17 protein-coding genes are annotated in these 18,382 nt (G+C 59.0%); 5 read left to right on the top strand and 12 right to left on the bottom strand.

The window, feature by feature from the left end; all coding sequences use genetic code 11:
- Nucleotides 1–23: 23 nt before the first annotated feature.
- The 6 genes from I5P96_RS02370 to I5P96_RS02345 form a co-directional block, all read right to left on the bottom strand.
- Entirely contained in the window at nt 24–332 is a 309-nt protein-coding gene (locus tag I5P96_RS02370; protein WP_223382935.1) for a hypothetical protein, read from the bottom strand.
- Nucleotides 333–426: 94 nt separating this feature from the next.
- Complete coding sequence (locus tag I5P96_RS02365) at nt 427–1,425, bottom strand: ABC transporter permease subunit (RefSeq protein WP_223382934.1); 999 nt, start codon at nt 1,423–1,425, stop codon at nt 427–429.
- Nucleotides 1,426–1,443: 18 nt separating this feature from the next.
- The gene (locus tag I5P96_RS02360) at nt 1,444–2,985 is read right to left on the bottom strand and encodes a sugar ABC transporter ATP-binding protein (RefSeq protein ID WP_223382933.1); all 1,542 of its coding nucleotides are present in this window, start codon (nt 2,983–2,985) and stop codon (nt 1,444–1,446) included.
- 161 nt (nt 2,986–3,146) lie between these two features.
- Nucleotides 3,147–4,193 carry a substrate-binding domain-containing protein gene (locus I5P96_RS02355; protein WP_223382932.1) on the bottom strand — a complete coding sequence of 349 codons (1,047 nt, stop codon included), beginning with the start codon at nt 4,191–4,193 and terminating at the stop codon, nt 3,147–3,149.
- A 388-nt stretch (nt 4,194–4,581) separates the two neighbouring features.
- Entirely contained in the window at nt 4,582–5,784 is a 1,203-nt protein-coding gene (locus I5P96_RS02350) for an AraC family transcriptional regulator (protein WP_223382931.1), read from the bottom strand.
- Nucleotides 5,785–5,937: 153 nt separating this feature from the next.
- Entirely contained in the window at nt 5,938–7,329 is a 1,392-nt protein-coding gene (locus I5P96_RS02345; protein ID WP_223382930.1) for an MFS transporter, read from the bottom strand.
- 585 nt (nt 7,330–7,914) lie between these two features.
- On the opposite strand from I5P96_RS02345, the gene uidA reads away from it, so the two are divergent.
- From uidA to argF, 3 genes are all read left to right on the top strand, one after another.
- On the top strand, nt 7,915–9,741 hold the full coding sequence (uidA, locus tag I5P96_RS02340) for a beta-glucuronidase (protein ID WP_223382929.1): 1,827 nt from the start codon (nt 7,915–7,917) through the stop codon (nt 9,739–9,741).
- A gap of 208 nt (nt 9,742–9,949) precedes the next feature.
- The gene (locus tag I5P96_RS02335; protein ID WP_097791451.1) at nt 9,950–10,429 is read left to right on the top strand and encodes a deoxycytidylate deaminase; all 480 of its coding nucleotides are present in this window, start codon (nt 9,950–9,952) and stop codon (nt 10,427–10,429) included.
- Nucleotides 10,430–10,528: 99 nt separating this feature from the next.
- On the top strand, nt 10,529–11,524 hold the full coding sequence (gene argF, locus I5P96_RS02330) for an ornithine carbamoyltransferase (protein ID WP_223382928.1): 996 nt from the start codon (nt 10,529–10,531) through the stop codon (nt 11,522–11,524).
- Between the two features lie 68 nt (nt 11,525–11,592).
- On the opposite strand, the gene I5P96_RS02325 is transcribed toward argF, so the two are convergent.
- From I5P96_RS02325 to I5P96_RS02315, 3 genes are all read right to left on the bottom strand, one after another.
- Nucleotides 11,593–12,192: a TVP38/TMEM64 family protein gene (locus I5P96_RS02325; protein WP_223382927.1), complete on the bottom strand. Its 600-nt coding sequence runs from the start codon at nt 12,190–12,192 to the stop codon at nt 11,593–11,595.
- A 143-nt stretch (nt 12,193–12,335) separates the two neighbouring features.
- Entirely contained in the window at nt 12,336–13,334 is a 999-nt protein-coding gene (locus tag I5P96_RS02320) for a 3'-5' exonuclease (protein WP_223382926.1), read from the bottom strand.
- 17 nt (nt 13,335–13,351) lie between these two features.
- Entirely contained in the window at nt 13,352–14,173 is an 822-nt protein-coding gene (locus I5P96_RS02315; protein ID WP_223382925.1) for a Cof-type HAD-IIB family hydrolase, read from the bottom strand.
- A 310-nt stretch (nt 14,174–14,483) separates the two neighbouring features.
- Between I5P96_RS02315 and I5P96_RS02310 the strand changes: the two genes are divergently transcribed.
- Both I5P96_RS02310 and I5P96_RS02305 read left to right on the top strand, forming a co-directional pair.
- Complete coding sequence (locus tag I5P96_RS02310) at nt 14,484–14,957, top strand: CidA/LrgA family protein (RefSeq protein WP_223382924.1); 474 nt, start codon at nt 14,484–14,486, stop codon at nt 14,955–14,957.
- Nucleotides 14,938–15,645, top strand: a complete 708-nt coding sequence (locus I5P96_RS02305) for an LrgB family protein (protein WP_097791456.1) — start codon at nt 14,938–14,940, stop codon at nt 15,643–15,645. The genes I5P96_RS02310 and I5P96_RS02305 overlap by 20 nt, the downstream gene beginning before the upstream one ends.
- A gap of 59 nt (nt 15,646–15,704) precedes the next feature.
- Here I5P96_RS02305 and I5P96_RS02300 read toward each other — a convergent pair whose 3' ends face one another.
- From I5P96_RS02300 to I5P96_RS02290, 3 genes are all read right to left on the bottom strand, one after another.
- Nucleotides 15,705–17,066, bottom strand: a complete 1,362-nt coding sequence (locus I5P96_RS02300) for an MATE family efflux transporter (protein ID WP_223382923.1) — start codon at nt 17,064–17,066, stop codon at nt 15,705–15,707.
- A gap of 152 nt (nt 17,067–17,218) precedes the next feature.
- Nucleotides 17,219–17,761: a chromate transporter gene (locus I5P96_RS02295; protein ID WP_223382922.1), complete on the bottom strand. Its 543-nt coding sequence runs from the start codon at nt 17,759–17,761 to the stop codon at nt 17,219–17,221.
- The gene (locus I5P96_RS02290) at nt 17,754–18,362 is read right to left on the bottom strand and encodes a chromate transporter (RefSeq protein WP_223382921.1); all 609 of its coding nucleotides are present in this window, start codon (nt 18,360–18,362) and stop codon (nt 17,754–17,756) included. Before I5P96_RS02290 ends, I5P96_RS02295 begins: the two co-directional genes overlap by 8 nt.
- Between the last annotated feature and the right edge of the window lie 20 nt (nt 18,363–18,382).

Below are 18,382 nucleotides of genomic sequence, written 5' to 3'. Positions count from 1 at the left end.
GCGGCTGCTCCTGCTCCACGTTTTCAGCCGCCAAACAGGCCGAAAAAGCTGGTGTGCGTCATGCCCAGCACCAGAAACAGAACGATGAGGGCAAACAGCACCCCGATGATGATGTCCATCTGGTGGACGCTCAGCGGGAACTTGTCGTAGAGCTTTTCCTTGGGGTTCACGAAATTGGGGTCGTTGTTGTTCAGCAGGCTCTTCTTCCCCACTTCGCCCTGCGCCCTGCGCGCTTCCAGTTCGGCCTGTTCTTTTTCCAGCTGGGCCTCGCGCTCGGCCAGCAGTGCTTCGCGGCGGGCGAGTTCGGCTTCTTTTTCATTCCATTCTGCCATGGTCGTTCTCCTTGGTTTTTCTTCTATTATAACAAAGCGGGCCGCCCACTGCAACGAGTGGACGGCCCAGCAGGCGCTCTCTTTTCGGGGGAAATTACTTCTTGGCGAGGTACTTGCGGATATCAATGGCGACAGCCACGATGATGACAAGGCCCTGCACGATGTAGGTGTAGGAGGAGTTGACGTTCATGAACTGCAGAGCGACCTTCATCAGCTCAAAGACCAGAACGCCGACCAGGATGCCGGGGACGGTGCCGACACCGCCGGTGGTGGAAACGCCGCCGATGGTGGAAGCTGCGATGGCGTCCAGCTCATAGCCCTGTGCGGTGTTGACGGATGCGCCGCCGGACTTTGCAGCCAGCAGGCAGCCTGCCAGACCGAACATGCAGGAAGCCAGGATATAGATGCGGATCTTGGTGGCGTTGACGTTGACGCCGGCGACCTCAGCCGCAGCCTCGTTGCCGCCGATGGCGTACATGTACTTGCCGTGGCGGGTCTTGTTGTACAGGAACCAGAAGCAGGCAGCCACGATCAGGGCGAACCAGATCAGGACCGGGATGCCGATGATGGTGTTGGAGGCCAGAGAGGTGAAGTCCTTGTTCAGGGAGCCGATGGGGGTACCGCCGGTGTAGACCAGGCAGATGCCGTAGACGACCTGCTGCATACCCAGGGTAGCGATGAAGGGCTGGGCCTTCAGGTAGCTGACGACCAGACCGTTGCACAGACCCACGATGGCGCAGATGGCGATGACCAGGATGAAGACCACCGGGGTGGGCAGAGTGGGCAGGTTGGGGTAGAACTTACCGGCTGCGCCTTCCGTCTGCGCAAAGATGCAGGCCAGGCAGGCCGCAAAACCAGCCAGACGACCGGCAGACAGGTCGTTGCCGGTGGTGATCAGACAGCCGGAGATGCCCAGCGCGATGATGTAGCGGATGGACACGTTCTTGAACAGGTTGATCAGGTTTGCGACTGCGAAGAAGTTGGGGTGGATGATGCCGACGATCAGAGAGACCGCAAGCATCAGGACGATGATGGCATTTTCACTCAGCCATTTTTTCACGGACTTGCCGTTCAATTTCTTGGTAGCTTCCACAATAGACAGCCTCCTTGTTTACTGATTGGCCGCTGCCGTCGTCGGTGCGGTCTCAAACTGGGTCGCCAGCGCCATGATGTTCTCCTGGGTGGCGTCCTTGCCGTCGATGAAGCCGGTGATGCGGCCATCGCACATGACCATGACACGGTTGGACATACCGATGATCTCGCTCATTTCGGAGGAGATCATGATGATGCTCTTGCCCTGCTTGGCCAGGTCGGCAATGATGCAGTAAATTTCGTACTTTGCACCGACGTCGATGCCGCGGGTGGGCTCGTCGAGGATCAGCACATCGGGGTTATTGGCCAGCCAGCGGGCGATCAGCACCTTCTGCTGGTTGCCGCCGGAAAGGCTCTTGATGGCGGTCTTGGGGCTGGGCACCTTGATGGCCATCTTTTCCTTGTTGGTGGCGACCAGATTGAGGATCTTCTTATCGTCCAGCATGATGGGGCCCTTGCGCAGAGCGTCCAGCGATGCAATGGAGATGTTGTCGGCAACGCTCAGCACACCCATGATGCCGGTGGCGCGGCGGTCCTCCGTCAGCAGCGCCACGCTCTTGCGAATGGCGTCGCGGGGCTGTTTGATCTCGACTGCTTCGCCCTTGATCCACACTTTACCGGCGGTGTGGGCGCGCAGGCCGAAGATGCCCTCCATCAGCTCGGTACGCTGGGCACCAACCAGGCCGGCCACGCCCAGGATCTCGCCCTTCTTCAGCTCGAAGCTGCAATGGCGGAAGGAACGCGGATGGATGGAGGTGAAGTCCTCCACCTTCATCATGACCTCGTCGGAGGGGTGGTTCTCCAGCGGCGGGAACAGATTGGACAGCTCACGGCCGACCATCTTGGCGATGATCTGCTCCTTGGTCATGTTGGCAACGTCCCACTTGCCGATGTAGTGGCCATCGCGCATGATGGTGACTTCGTCGGCGATGACCTTGATCTCGTCCATCTTATGGCTGATATAGACCAGCGCAACGCCCTGCTCCTTCAGCTCGCGCATGATGCGGAACAGCGACTCGACCTCGTTCGCAGTCAGCGAGGAGGTGGGCTCGTCCAAAATCAGCACCTTGCAGTTTGCGGAGACGGCCTTTGCGATCTCCACCATCTGCATCTGTGCGATGCTCAGGCTGCCCAGCTTTGCGTGGGAGTTGATGTCCAGCTTCAGCTTCTTCAGCAGGGCATCGGTATCGGCGTACATTTTGGCATGGTCCACTATGGTGATGATACCTGCCTTCTTGGTGGGGAAGCGGCCCAGCCAGATGTTCTCAGCCACGGTACGGGCCGGGATGGGCTGCAGCTCCTGGTGCACCATCGCGATGCCGCGGTTCAGTGCTTCCAGAGGGTTGGGGATGGTGACTTTTTGTCCTTCGTATTCGATCTCGCCTTCGTCCATCTTGTAAATGCCGAACATGCACTTCATCAAAGTGGACTTGCCAGCGCCGTTTTCGCCCATCAGGGCCATGACTTTGCCGGGGCGGAGCTCCAACTGCGCGTGGTCCAGCGCTTTGACGCCGGGGAAGGTCTTGACCACGCCTTTCATTACCAGACGGTATTCTGACATTCCGCAGAGCCTCCTTGTCGTTCAAAATAAGGCACGGCACGGTTCGTTCCGAAAGGAAAGCGCGTGCGCCGAGGAACTCTCGCACGCACGCGCTTGTTAGCTTTTAGAAAGCCTCGGACTCACTGCGTACCTTGCAACCGTGAGTGGTTCTCAGCTCCGAATCAGAGATACTGAGAAGCGTTCTCGGTGGTGACCTTCACATAGTCGACCCAGTAGTACTCTTCGACATCCTTGCCCTCAACGAACAGCTTGGTGGCGTCGGCAGCGGCGGTAGCCTGGCCAACGTCATCGTTCAGGACGGTACCGGTCATCTTGCCGTCAACAACGTTCTGGACAGCTTCCTTCAGTGCGTCAACACCGACCAGATAGATGTCCTCGCCGACCTTGCGGCCAGCCTGCTCGATGGACTGCAGAGCGCCCAGAGCCATTGCGTCGTTGTTGCAGAAGACGACTTCGATCTTCTCGCCGTACTGTGCCAGAGCGTTTGCAACGTCCTGCTGTGCGGTGGTCTGGTCCCAGTTGTCCAGGTACTCATACAGGCACTCGACTTCCTTGCCGGCGTCGGTCAGAGCCTTGATGGAGTACTCGGTACGATACTGTGCATCAATGTTTTCGGGGTCGCCCTTGCACATGATGTAGGTGATCTTGCCGTCGCCGTTGATATCGCCCTGGGTAGAGGTCTCCAGGATCAGCTCGCCCTGATAAGTACCGGACTGACGTGCGTCTGCACCAACGTAGCAGCACTTGCCAGCGTAGGAGTCCAGAACTGCCTTCTCCGGCTCACGGTTGATGAAGACGATGGGGGTGCCGGAGGGAGAGATGGTGTCCACGATGGTCTGTGCAGAAGTGGTCTGGACGGGGTTGATGACCAGGACGTCCACGCCCTGCTGCAGGAAGGTGTTGATCTGCTCGGTCTGGGTGTTCTGGTCGTTCTTGCCATCGACGATGGTGACGGCGTAGCCCATATCCTTCAGGTACTCTTCCAGATCGGTGCGGTACAGGGTCATGAAGTTATCAGCGAACTGATAGATGCAGACGCCGATGTTTGCGCTGCCGGTGGTGGAAGCGGCTGCAGAAGATGCAGCGGTGGAAGCTGCAACAGAGGATGCAGCAGTGGAGCTGGAGGAGCCGCCGCAGGCGGTCAGAACGCCAGCGGCACCCACAACAGCGGAAGCCTTCATGAAGTCACGACGCGAAATCATTTTCATAATAATGTTCTCCTTCATTCGCATATTACAGCAAAATCGAATCGTGCGCATACCGCACGTTTCGTGATTCTGTTTGTATTATAACCGTCCGCACGACCATGCGCAATAGAACAAGTTCACAAGAATCCAAGAAATCTTTTGTGCATCCCTCACAATTGCTTTTGTTGGATACAAGTTTCTTTTTGATATCAAGCACAATTTCTGTCGATTTTGCAACATGCGTCCAAATTCCATACAAAAATCCATGAAATCTCTCAAAATAGTTACAGAGACCGTTCCGGTGTGCAACAATCCTATCCGATGAAAAAAAGCCCACTTTGTCCCGCTGCATAATCTGTACGCATCAAAAGGACAAAATGGGTCTTTTTTTCATTCTGCTGTTTCGCAGTTATTTTTCTTTGTGTTCCCGGCGGTAGCGGGTGGGGGTGACGCCGAGGGTCTTTTTGAAGATCTTGGTGAAGTAATTCACATCCAGAATGCCCACTTCTTCGGCTACGGCGGCGATGCTGTGGTTGTTCTGCTCCAGCAGCTGGGCCACACGGTTCACCCGCTGGGTGTTGATATAGTCGATGAGGGTGGTGCCGGTCTCCTGCTTGAACAGCGCCGACAGATACGACGGGCTGATGAAGCACATGGCCGCCAGACTCTTCAGTGTCAGCGGCTCGGAGACATTCAGGTTGACGTAGTTCATCACCTTCTGGACGGCGGGCGAGAACTCCTTCAGCGAGTAGCGGCGGACATAGGCGCAGTAATCCCGCACCATCTGCCACATCATCTCCTGGGGGATCTCGTCGGCCTCCTCAATGATGCGGGCGTACTTGCTGGAGATGGCGTCGATATAATAGGGGTGCACCTTGCTGGGCTCGATGGCCTTGCGCAGCAGGGTGTTGAAGACGATCATCATGTTCTTCTGCTGGTAGAGCGAGCCTTCGAACCGCCCGCCGTAGGTGAAGCGGGAGTGATGGTGCATGGCCTCGGTGGCGGCTTCGTCGTCGCCGCGGCTCACGGCATCCAGGATGCGGTTCTCGGATTCGTACCGCTGTTCCAGCATGGAGATGGGGATATCCTTCTGGAACTTCGGCTCATTGAAATACCGGACGTCCGGGTGGAAGCAGAAGGGCAGAAACTCCTTCAGCTCCTTCACGACCAGATCCTCCCCTATCATCATCCCGACCAGGACCCGGATGGTCATGTAAAAATCGTTCGCCTGCAGCAGCTTGACGCCGTTGTAGTATTCCTGCACGGCATTTTCTCCGTCCTCGCCCAGATAGCGGCGGGCCCACTTGCGGGCCTGCTCGCTGCGGGGGCCAAAGGTCCATGGCCCGACGAGGAAGACGGTGTTTTCCTCGTCCGGGATGCGGAAAAGGGCAAAATGCAGCTCAAAGGTGCCCTCCACGAAGAGCAGCGTCTGCGCCGGGGTCTGTTCCAGCAGCAGCCGGCCGAACTCCTGCCAGTCGAACTGAGGGTCCAGCGAGCGGCGCAGGCCGTAGTCGAACTCTTCCAGTCCGTCGAACGGCGGCGTCACCCGCCGGGTGGGGATATTCTGTGCTGCCGCCAGTTTGGTGAGCACCTGTAATGGATCGACCCGCATGGCGTCTCCTTTCCTGTTTCATCGCATCTCTCACATCTCATTTGATATATCAGTATACAGCATTTTTCCGCAAGAAACAAGTGGCCGAGCGTAGAAAAAGTGTCCTGCCATCCAAAGACAGCAGGACACTTCGTTCCATGTTCTTACAAAGGGTTACTTGTTGTTGCGGCGCGCAGCCAGAGCTGCCACGTTCTCCTCGACCTTCTTCTTATTCAGCGGGTAGAGGAAGACCAGCGCCAGCACGATGCACACAAAGCCGATGATGGGGGCGATGCAGGCCATGTTGAAGATGCCGCGGGTGACAGCGGGGTCAAACGCAGTCGCTTCGGTGTAGCCGATGATCCCCAGCAGGGCACCGACCAGACCGGAAGAGAAGGCCTGACCCAGCTTGCGGGCGAAGGAGTAGACCGAGTAGATGGTGCCGTCCTCGCGGATGCCGCTGCGGACCTCGGCGTCGTCGATGACGTCGGTGATCATGGCCCAGATGATGGTGTTGAAGAAGCCCATGCCGATATTGGCCAGGATGTAGCAGGCCACAAAGCCCCAGACGCTGGCCGGACGCCAGATCAGGCAGACCAGCCAGACCAGAGCGGAGCAGATGCTGGAGGCCACGGCCAGCTCCTTCTTGCCGAACTTTGCAGCCAGCTTGGAAGCAAAGGGTGCGCAGACGATCAGCATGATCACCGTGCCCAGCAGGCTGGCAGTGGACTGTGCGGCAGCGCTGCCGTACACGTTGGGGTAAACGTAACCGGCCAGGCTCATGACGGTCAGCTGGCTCAGCAGGACGAAGATGGCCGCCACGATGATGCCCAGCAGCGCCCGGTTGGTGAAGATGCTCTTGAAGATGGCGGAAGCGCTCACCTTCTGGCTGCTTGCGGGGACCTCGACACGCTCACGGGTCAGCTTGAAGCAGACGATATAGCACAGGATGGCGCAGATGGAGAAGACGCCTGCGATGATGGTCATGCGGGAGCCGGACATCACCGTCTTGCCGTCCACGACGACATAGGCGACCATGGGCGTGGCCACGCCGATGACCATGTTGGCCAGCGTGGAACCGATGGTGCGCCAGGTGGACAGCTCCGCGCGGTCCTTGGGGTCTGCCGAGACGGCGGAAGCCATGGAGCCGTAGGGGATGTTGATGGAGGTATAGAAGATGGAGCCCCACAGGATGTAGGTGATGAACAGCCAGGCCACCTTGAAGCCATAGGGCATCCCGGCCAGGCCGGACTGATAGATCAGGAAGGAAGCGATGGCCACCGGACCGCACATCCGCTTGATCCAGGGGCGGAACTTTCCGTCCTTGGTGGGCTTGGAGTGGTCCACGATCTGGCCCATGCCCACATCGGTGAACGCATCCACAAAACGGGCGATCATCATCACCATGCCAACGATAGCGGCGTTGACGCCCATGACGTCGGTGTAGAACTTCATCAGGAAGCTCGACGACAGCAGGAAGGTGAAATCGTTGCCGAAATCACCGAACATGTAGCCGACCTTGTCCTTCATGCCGAAGGGGGCGGCTTTCTTCATCTCATTTGCCATTGGTTTCTCCTTAGATAGATGGATTCTTGGATTCGGTTCTCCAAACGCTGCTGCAAAACACATCGAAATATGGTTCACTGCATTTCAGCTTGTATATCAGTATTATGACAAATCTTTAGCAATCATTGTTAGAAGAATTTTTAGGTGAAAACGTAAAATTTTACGATTATTGTTTGGGCATTTTGCCAATTTTTTCATAAAATATGTGGAATCTCTTTCACTACATTTTCCTTGGCGTAGTTGATTTTAACAGTTTTCGCGGCATCGCCCGCATTATAATAGGTATTCTGCCCCGGAATCGTTCAAAATTCCCCAAAAAAGTCTGGATTTATAAAAAAATTGTTCTATTCCTTTTGCAAAAAATCTGTCATACTGATACCAGAAGATATGAGCTGCGGTATCAACCTCTCAGTCTCGCATTCGCTCGACAGCTCTCCTGATAGGAGAGCCTCTGGCGAAACCGTATCCTTTGCGGGGACTGCCAAGGCCTCCCCTATCAGGGGAGGTGGCATCGCGCAGCGATGACGGAGAGGTTTATTTCGTAGTTCAAAATGTTTTAGTATGATGAGAAATGAGGTTCCTGCAATGAACAACAAATCCCTGCTGTATCCTGTGGCTTCCACTTCCCGCCGCGTCGTCAGCCTGGACGGCATGTGGCGCTTCCGCTTCGACCCCAAGAGCGAGGGCGTCGATGCAGACTGGGCAAACGGCCTGCCGGAGTCCATCTCCATGCCCGTGCCCGCTTCCTTCTGCGACTTCTTCACCGATAAGGAATCCCGCGAGTACTGCGGCGATTTCTGGTACGAGACCGATTTCTTCGTGCCCGGCGAGTGGAGCGGCAAGGACATCGCCATCCGCTTCGGCTCTGCCACCCACCACGCCCGCGTCTTTGTGAACGGCGTCGAGGTCGCACAGCACGAGGGCGGCTTCCTGCCCTTTGACGCAGTCGTCACCGACATCGTCCGCTACAATCAGTACAACAAGCTGAGCGTCCTGCTGAACAACGAGCTGAACGAGTACATGCTGCCCGCCGGCAACACCGCTACCCTGTCCAACGGCAAAAAGGTCGCTGCCCCCTACTTCGACTTCTACAACTATGCCGGCATCCATCGCCCCGTCAAGCTGATGGCCCTGCCCACCGAGCGCGTTCTGGACTATTCCGTCAAGCACCGCCTGACTGCGGACGGCGCCGAGGTCGATTACACCGTCACCACCAACGGCAGCCACGACGTGACTGTGGAGCTGTACGACGGCACCACCAAGGTCGCTGAAGCTTCCGGCAAGGAAGGTACTCTGGTCGTCAAGGACGCCAAGCTCTGGAACGTCCATGCCGCCTACCTGTACAACCTCGTCATCCGCATCCACGACGGCAGCGCCATCGTCGACGAGTACGCCGAGAAGATCGGCATCCGCACCTTCGAGATCCAGAACGGCCACTTCCTGCTGAACGGCAAGCCCGTCTACCTGCGCGGCTTCGGCAAGCACGAGGATGCAGACATCCGCGGCCGCGGCCTCGACCTGGCCACCGTCAAGCGCGATTACGAGCTGATGAAGTGGATCGGTGCCAACTGCTTCCGCACCAGCCACTACCCCTATGCGGAGGAGCTGTACCAGATGGCCGATGAGGAAGGCTTCCTCATCATCGACGAAGTCCCCGCCGTCGGCTTCATGGAGAGCACCATGAACTTCCTGGCAGCAAACCAGGGCAACGGCAAGAAGGTGGGCTGGTTCGAGAAGGACACCACGCCTCAGCTGCTGGAAAACCACAAGGACGCGCTGACCGACATGATCGACCGCGACAAGAACCACGCCTCCGTCATCGCATGGAGCATCCTGAACGAGCCCCAGTGCACCAGCGAGGGCACCGAAGCCTACTTCAAGACCCTGTTCGATCTGGCACACGAGCTTGACCCGCAGAAGCGCCCCCGCACCTACGCCATCGTCATGATGAGCCTGCCCCACAACAGCAAGGGCCAGCAGTTCGCTGACTTCATCAGCCTGAACCGCTACTACGGCTGGTACGTCATGGGCGGCATGGGCATCGTGGATGCCGAGGCCGCATTCCGCAAGGAGATGGACGGCTGGGCCAAGGTCCTGAACGGCCGCCCGATGATCTTCACCGAGTACGGTGCCGATACCATGCCCACCGAGCACAAGCTGCCCAGCGTCATGTGGAGCCAGGAGTACCAGAACGAGTACCTCGACATGAACCACAACGTCTTCGACAGCTACGACTTCGTGCAGGGCGAGCTGGTCTGGAACTTTGCAGACTTCCAGACCACCGAGGGCATCATGCGCGTCAACGGCAACAAGAAGGGCATCTTCACCCGTCAGCGTCAGCCGAAGGACGCCGCCTTCCACTTCCGCGCCCGCTGGACCAGCCTCCCGCTGGATTACAAGGGCAACAAGTAAGTTGAACCTCTCTCAAACCTTCTCATAACCATTCCAAAAGCACCCGCAGGCTCAGCGTCTGCGGGTGCTTTTGCGATTGCACTTCTTTTCTTTTTATGGTATCCTTACCTTGCGCTCCGGCCGCGAGCGTCTTTTCATTTGCAGCATAGTCGATTTTCAACGTTCTGTCAAACCGGAACAAGCCATACTTGCAAGGGAGGCTGTTTTTATGAAACGCACCGATTATATCAACTGGGATGAATATTTTATGGGCATCGCCCTGCTCACCGCCATGCGCTCCAAGGACCCCAGCAGCCAGGTGGGTGCCTGCATCGTCAGCCCGGAAAACAAGATCCTGTCACTGGGCTATAACGGTATGCCCATTGGCTGCGACGACGACGCCATGCCCTGGGACCGCGAGGGCGACCCGCTGGACACCAAATATATGTACGTCTGCCATGCCGAGCTGAATGCCATCCTGAACAGCGCCCACAACAACCTGAAGGGCGCACGGGTCTATGTGACCCTCTTCCCCTGCAACGAGTGCGCCAAAGCCATCATCCAGTCCGGCATCTCGGAGGTGGTCTACTACGGCGACAAGTACCACGACTCCGATTCCAGCGTTGCAGCACGGTTCATGTTCAAAAAGGCCGGTATCCGGCTCACCTCCTACACCCCCAGCGGGCGGAAGATCGAACTGGAGCTGTGAGCGCGCAAAGCCCTTGACCGGCGGTTTCTTCTGCTATATAATAGAAGCATCATTTCGAATAAATATTCAAGTTTTCATGAATAGAGAGGGAAATATGCAATGAGTCTGAAAAATCGGAACTTTCTGAAGCTGCTGGATTACACCCCCGCCGAGATCGAAGCGCTGCTGGATCTGGCCGCTGGCCTCAAGGCCAAGAAGAAGGCCGGCATCCGCCACGATGCCCTGCGCGGCAAAAACATCGCCCTGATCTTCGAGAAGACCTCCACCCGCACCCGGTGCAGCTTTGAAGTGGCCGCCCACGATCTGGGCATGGAAGTCACCTATCTGGACCCGTCGGGCAGCCAGATCGGCAAAAAAGAGTCCATTGCGGACACCGCCCGTGTGCTGGGCCGGATGTTCGACGGCATTGAGTACCGCGGCTATGGCCAGCAGATCGTCGAGGACCTGGCCCATTATGCAGGCGTTCCCGTCTGGAACGGTCTGACCAACGAGTTCCACCCCACTCAGATTCTGGCCGACTTCCTCACCATCCGGGAGCACTTCGGCCGCCTGAAGGGCATCCATTTCGTCTACTTCGGCGACGCCCGCTACAACATGGGCAACAGCCTGATGGTGGGCTGCGCCAAGATGGGCCTGCACTTCACGGCCTGCGCCCCCAAGAAGTATCAGCCAGACCCGGCGCTCATCGCTCAGTGCCAGGCTATCGCCGCCGAGACCGGCGCGACCCTGACCTTTGAGGAAGACCCCGCCAAAGCCGCCCAGGGTGCCGATGTGCTGTACACCGACGTCTGGGTCTCGATGGGCGAACCTGTCGAGGTCTGGGCCGAGCGCATCCACGACCTGGCCCCCTACCAGATCAACAACGCACTGATGGCGCTGGCCGGGCCGCAGGCCGTCTTCATGCACTGCCTGCCCGCCTATCACGACCACAAGACCACTGTGGGCAAAGAGATGGGCGAAAAGTTCGGCCGCGATGCCATGGAAGTCACCGACGAGGTCTTCGAAGGCCCGCAGAGCATCGTCTTCGACGAGGCCGAGAACCGGATGCACACCATCAAGGCCGTTATGGCGGCGACCTTGGGATACGAAGGATAACGACCCATTTGCACAAAAAACGCTCTCTTGCCGTCGGCAAGGGAGCGTTTTTATCGTTTCATCGTTTCTTACAGATCATGTTTTTTGCAGAACCGCTTGCTGCCCCAGTACATTGCGCCCCAGATGACGACGGCGAGGACGAGGTAGACCGGGTTCTTCATCGAACTGACGAGGGACTGGCCGAAGAGGGCCATCATGGCCACCATCACACCCTTGCCCAGCAGCATGGTGATGAGGTAGCGTTTTTCGTCAAAATCCGAGATACCGAAGGCAAAGTGCATGAAGGACGAAGGGGTGAACGGCAGCACCGACAGCATGAACAGGGACGAAACGTCGAACCGGCTGACCCACTGCTCAGCTTTTTCCAGCTTCTGGGAACGGCTGGCGAACTTCCAGAAGAACTGTTTGAGCACCCGCCGCCAGAACAGGAACATCAGGGTGCCGCCCAGCATGACGCCCACCCAGCTGTACACAAAACCGAAAAGGCCGCCGTGGGCCGCCACATTCAGCGCCACGATGGCGATGAGGGGCAGCGGCGGAAAAAACGACTCCACCATTGCCAGAAAGATGGGCGCAAGGGGGCCGAGGTCTCCGAAGCTGTCCAGTAATGTCTGCCAGAATTCCAGCGTTCCCAGCTGGTGCACAAAGCTGATCAGGGTGCTTTCCATCGTGTGTTCCTTCCCTCTCGTTTCTCTTAGTATATCCAGAACTTATGAATGTGCGATGAAGAAATTCTGCATTTTCTTCGCTTTTTCGTCTGCGCTATACTTTGCTATACGAAATGGGGTGCGGTTTTCCTGCACGATCGGTCTCAGGCTTTTTCCCCGGCCTGTTTTTCGGCGCGGGCCTTCATCCGCTCGATCTGCTGGGTGCGCTGCTTGTCCCAGCGGGCCAGCGCCTCGGCATCCGGGACCTGCACACAGCGGGCAAAGCTCCAGTGCAGGCCGTCCCGCCGGGCCAGCTTGTACCGCTGGAAGACGCCCTTGCCCGCCTCGCTGGCCGTTCCGGCACAGTGGGGGCACTGGGCCAGCGTGTACCAGCTGTTGCTGCCCTTTTTCAGCCAGATCTCGTCCGGCGCAAGGTCGGCTCCGCAGGCCGGGCACTGGGCCGTGCTGATGATGGGGTCGACCCGCCAGGTGTACGGCTCCACATAGCCGCGGAAGACGCGGAAATCCCGGTAGTCGCCGGGCTTCGGGCAGAGGCTCTGGCGCAGGGCCTGCTCCTCGCTGGGGTAGGCGGCCAACCCCTCCCGCAGGTCGAGCTTGCGGCAGACATCGGCGGTGTAGAGGGTATCGGACAGGGCGTCGTGGAAGGGGCGGTCCATCGGAATGCCCATCCGGGTGACGACGCTTTCCAGCGTCATGCCCTCGCCTTCCTTGCGGGGATGCTCCCGCAGAAAGACCTGCTGCAGGTCGTACCACACCGTGGGGCGGCTCTCGTCCAGATTGCACAGGAACAGATTCTGCTTGAGCACCGGCACATCGTCCATGCCCCACTCGGCGAACTCGGCGTCCGGGCCGCACCACTGCATGAAACGGCGCAGGCCCTGCACGATGGGGGCGCCGTTGTCCAGGTCTTCCTGCGTCAGGCCGGTGACCTTGGCGATGTGGTGCTGCAATTTGCGGAAGATACGGGGGCGCAGATGGATGGAGAAGGTATCGAGGACGTTGGCGTCTTCGTCGATCTTCACCGCGCCGATCTCGATGATCTCGCCCCGGAAGGTCTGCTGCACCCCATGATAGTTGAACGTATACGGCTGGTAGCCGATGTTCCATTCCAAATCAAATAAAACCAGATTGCGCTGCGGCATTCGTGTGTCCTGTCCTCTCACTGTAAAATGAATTTCTCAATGGCCTCGGCGACGCCGTCGTGGTTGTTGTCGGCGGCGGTCACGTAGTCGGCGACCTCCTTCACGGCGTCCTCAGCGTTCTGCATGGCGACGCCCACGCCCGCAAAGGCGATCATCGAGCGGTCGTTCAGACCGTCGCCGCAGGCCATCAGGTTCTCGCGGGTCAGGCCCATGCGTTCCAGCAGAGCGCCCAGGCTGACGTCCTTCATCACGCCCAGCGGCACGGCCTCGATGAAGAAGGGGCTGGAGGGGTAGATGTCGATTTTGCCCTCGAACTGCTGCCGGCCTGCGGCGCAGACGGCGTCGCGGCGGGCGGGGTCCACGGTGAGGAGCATCTTGCAGATGGGGTAATCCACATAGGAAGCCAGATCGTCCACATGGTACATCTCCAGCTTAGTGGTCACGCACTCCTTCCGGGCCCAGGGGTCCTGGTCGCGCTCACAGACGATGCCGCGGGCATCGTAGGTCAGGAGCGCGACGTCCTGCTCTGCCGCAAACCGGCACAGCTGGGGCACGAACTCCGGGGCCAGCAGCTTCTGATATAGGGCCGCACCGGTGGCGCAGTCCACGATCTTTCCGCCATTGTAGGCCAGGATGCAGCCGCCCTTTTTGTCCAGCCCCAGTTCCTTTGCCAGCGGGGTGATGCCCGCCGTAGGCCGGCCGGAAGCCAGCACGATGGTCACGCCCTGCGCCGCTGCTGCGTCCAGCGCCGCGCGGGTGCGGGGGGTAACGATCTTTTCATCATTGGTCAGGGTGCCGTCCAGATCCAGCGCCAGCACCCGAATTTTCGATCCGTTCATTTCGATTCCTCACTTTGGGGCACATCCGCCCGCTGTGTCGTATTTTTCGGTAACGTGTTTATTGTACAATGAACGCCCCACCCAGCGCAACCCTCCGGCGGGCATTTACACAAATTTTTTCGGGAAAAGGCGGTGTTCCATTCCCGGCCGGTTTTCTCATTTTCCGCCAAACCCTCAGAACATCCAGTTTTTTGTCGGTTCGACATAAATTCTTAGCAAGTATTGCCGTTGCGCCGCCGGGGCTTTTGGGCTATACTGTTACACTGACCGTCACAAATAAACGCGCGGCCCGGCGTCTTCCGGGCTTTGTTTGACCGGCCCGCCCTGCCAGAGGCCCATTCTCCGGCAGAGCTGCCCCGAAGGGGGGCTGCGCGGGCGCGATGAAGGGGGATTTTTTACGAAGTATCTGTTTCAGTTCGCACGCATCCTTGCGTTCTGTTTTCTGGGCGAGTTCTGCCACGCTGTTCTGCCGCTGCCCATCCCGGCCAGCATCTATGGCCTGGTCCTGCTGCTGGCCGCCCTGCTGCTGGGCCTCGTTCAGCTGGACGATGTGAAGGAGGTCGGCCTGTTCCTGACCGGTATTTTCCCGCTGCTGTTCGTGCCCGCCGCAGCCGGTGTCATGGAGCTGTGGGCCGAGATGGGCAGCATGCTGCTGCCCATCGTCATCGCCATCATCCCGGTCACGGTGCTGGTGCTGGTGACATCCGGCCACACCACCCAGGCGCTCACCCGCCGCAAGCAGAGCAAAAAGGAGGCTGCCGCAAATGACACAGCTGCTGAATGAGTTTCTTTCCTCGTCCTCGGCGTGGGGCGTTCTGCTCACGCTGGCGGCCTTTGCACTGGGCACCCTCATCAACCGGGTGACGGGCAAGGCCGTCTTCAACCCTCTGCTGCTGGGCAGCATCTTCGTCATCATCCTGCTCAGTGTGCTGAACATCTCCTACGCAGATTACAAAGTCAGCGCCGCGCCGGTCAGCTATCTGCTGCTGCCCGCCACCATCAGCCTGGCCATCCCGCTGTATGAAAAGTGGGATCTGCTCAAGGAGAACGCCGCCGCCATCATCGCGGGCATCTCGGTGGGAACCCTGGTCAGTCTGGGCAGCGCACTGGCTCTGGCCGTGGCCATGGGCCTGACCCGTGAGCAGTATGTGACCCTGCTGCCCAAGTCCGTCACCACTGCCATCAGCATGGATGTCGCCGCTGAGCTGGGCGGCATCGCGGCCCTGACCGGCGCCATCGTCATCCTGACCGGCATCGCGGGCAACCTGCTGGCCGAGACGGTCTGCAAGGTGTTCCACATCACCGACCCCATTGCCAAGGGCGTGGGCATCGGCACCTCGGCCCATGCCGTCGGCACCAGCAAAGCCCTGCAGATGGGCGAAGTCGAAGGCGCGATGAGCGGCCTGTCCATCGCGGTAGCCGGTGTGCTCACCGCTGTGCTCTGCCCCGTCTTTGTGAATTTTATCAACTGAGTTTTCCACAAAAAAGCGCTTCGCAGTGCAAAACTGCGGAGCGCTTTTTTGATTTTGGTTTATGACGCCCGGCTCTCCTTTTTCAGCACCCGCGTGACCATGAACACGCAGTAGCACAGGGCAAAGCCCCAGGCAAGGGGGTTCGAGATGCAGATGCCGAGATAGCCCAGCTGGTGCACGGCCAGCCAGCCGCCGAGGGCGCGGCCGATGAGCTCGCCCACGCCGGAGATGACGGCCTGTACGCTGTAGCCGAGGCCCTGCAGCGTGTAGCGGAAGATCATCAGGAAGCCCAGCAGAACGAACAGCACACTGATGACGGTCAGGTACTCCACCGCACCGTTGAAGATGGCCGGTTCGGCATCGCCCAGCACCAGGCCCACGGCCCAGCGCTTGACCAGGAAGACCGCGACCCATGCAATGGCGCTGTATCCCGCCTGGATGATGCAGCCGTCCCGGATGCCCTGTCGGACGCGGTCGGTGCGGCCCGCACCGTGGTTCTGGCCCACATAAGTCGCCATGGCCATGCCGACACTCTCCATGGGCAGGGTGAACATCTGGCGGATTTTCTCACCGGCGGTCTGCGCGGCCACGGCCACGCTGCCCAGCTGGTTGATGGCGTCCTGCATGATGACGGCGCCGATGGCCGAGACCGAATACTCAAACCCCATCGGGAAGCCGATGTAGGCCAGCCGCTTGCAGTGCCTGCCGGAAAGGACGCAGTTCTCTCTGGTGAAGTGGATGTCCTCCACTTTGGTGAAGAACCACCAGGTGCAGAGGATGCCGCTGACGAGCTGGCTGATCACCGTCGCGATGGCCGCGCCCTCGACGCCCATGCCCAGCGGCACGATGAACAGCACGTCCAGCGCAATGTTCAGGAAGCTGGACACCAGCAGGAAGTAGAACGGATGCTTCGAGTCGCCCAGACTGCGCAGAACGGTGGACGAATAGTTGTACAGCACCGTCGCAGGGATGCCCAGGAAGATGATGCGGATGTAGTGCACGGCATTCTCCAGCAGCTCTGCCGGGGTGTGGATGAGCTGCAGCAGCGGGGCCGCAACGAGAGTCGTGCCCACCGCAAAGACCAGACTCATCCCCACGCAGAGCACGGCACCGTTGAACAGGTACTTGTGCAGGTCATCCCGGTCCTTTGCGCCGAAGCTCTCAGCCACCGGGATGCCGAAGCCGTTGCAGGTGGCCAGCACGAAGCCCACGATCATAAAATTCAGCGAGTAGGTCGTGCCCACCGCGCCCAGCGCATCGGTGCCGATGCAGCGCCCCACGATGATCGTGTCCACAAAGCTGTACAGCTGCTGGAACAGCGTTCCCAGCACCAGCGGCAGGGCGAACTGCAAAATGCGGGTCAGCGGCCGGCCAACGGTCAGGTCGGTGGTACCGGAACCCTTTTTCTTTGTTTCCTCCATAAAATGCTCCTCCAAGGTTTGTGATAGGGCCAGTATAGCGCATTCTGCCCAAAAAGCGTTAGGCTTTTTTTATGAGAAACCCAGACGAATTTTGGATGAGATACAAAACGGGAGCCTTCCGCACCGTGCACGAAAGGCTCCCGTTCTCTTTGTTACAATACGCCGAAACCGACCACGCCCAGCGTGGCCGCAATGCCGATGACCTTCGGCACACTCATCTTTTTCTTTTGCAGCAGCCAGAAGCAGAGCAGGCCGATGGCGATGCCGACGAAGCGGATGCCGCCCTCGCCTGCGTAGGTGCTCAGGCTCAGGCTGAGCAGCACTTCCAGGATCATGCCGATGCAGAGCGGCTTGACGACTTTCATGATCCACCCCATGACCTTGCTGGTGCGGAACTTCTGGAAGAAGACCGCTGCCGCCAGCGTCAGGGTGAAGGCCGGGCTCAACACGCCCAGCACAGCCACCAGACCGCCGATGGTACCCGCCGTCTGGGTGCCTGCGAAGGTGGCACAATTCACGCCCAGGCTGCCGGGGGTCATCTCGGCAATGGCGATGAGGTTGGTCAGGTCGTCGGCGCTCATCCAGCCGTGGCTGGACATCTCATCGAGGATGAGCGGGATCATCGAGGTGCCGCCAAAGCTCGTGAAACCGATGCGGGCAAAGGCGAAGAACAGCTGCACCAGCGTCTCAAGCATGTTCCTTCCCCTCCATCCAGACCAGCGCGGCCACAACACCCGCCAGGATCAGCACGATGTTGCTGATGCTCGTGAAGTGGCAGACGGCCAGCGCCGCCAGGCAGATGAAGACGCTCGCCTTATCCTTCAGGGCCTCTTTGCCCAGCGAGATGGCCGCCCCGCCGATGATGGGCACCACCGCGCACTGCACGCCCTGCAGCGCGGCCCAGACCCAGTAATTCGATTTGATGGCATCGTACGCCAGCGTGACCAGGCTCAGCACCACCACGGCCGGCAGCGCGATGCCCAGCACGGCCAGAACACCGCCCAGCACCCCAGCCATCTGGTAGCCGAACAGCATCGTGATGTTGGTGATCATGATGCCGGGCAGTGATTTGCCCACGGCCACCAGCTCCAGCAGCTCCTGCTTGGTCAGCCAGCGGCGCTTGTCCACGAACTCCTGCTCCATCTGGGCCAGGATGCTCCATCCGCTGCCAAAGGTGAAGGAGCCGATCTTAATAAAGTATGCAAAGATCAGAAGCGCCATCTTCACGCGGGAGGTCTGCTCCGGGGCGGCTTCGGTCTTTTTTTGTGCGGTTCTATGAATTGCTTTTTCCAACATCCATTCCTCCTGTTTCTGAC

Source organism: Faecalibacterium prausnitzii (assembly GCF_019967995.1).
GTDB lineage: Bacteria > Bacillota > Clostridia > Oscillospirales > Ruminococcaceae > Faecalibacterium > Faecalibacterium prausnitzii_E.
Note: the sequence above shows the minus strand (reverse complement) of the source record. Positions and strands in the feature narration are given on the sequence as shown.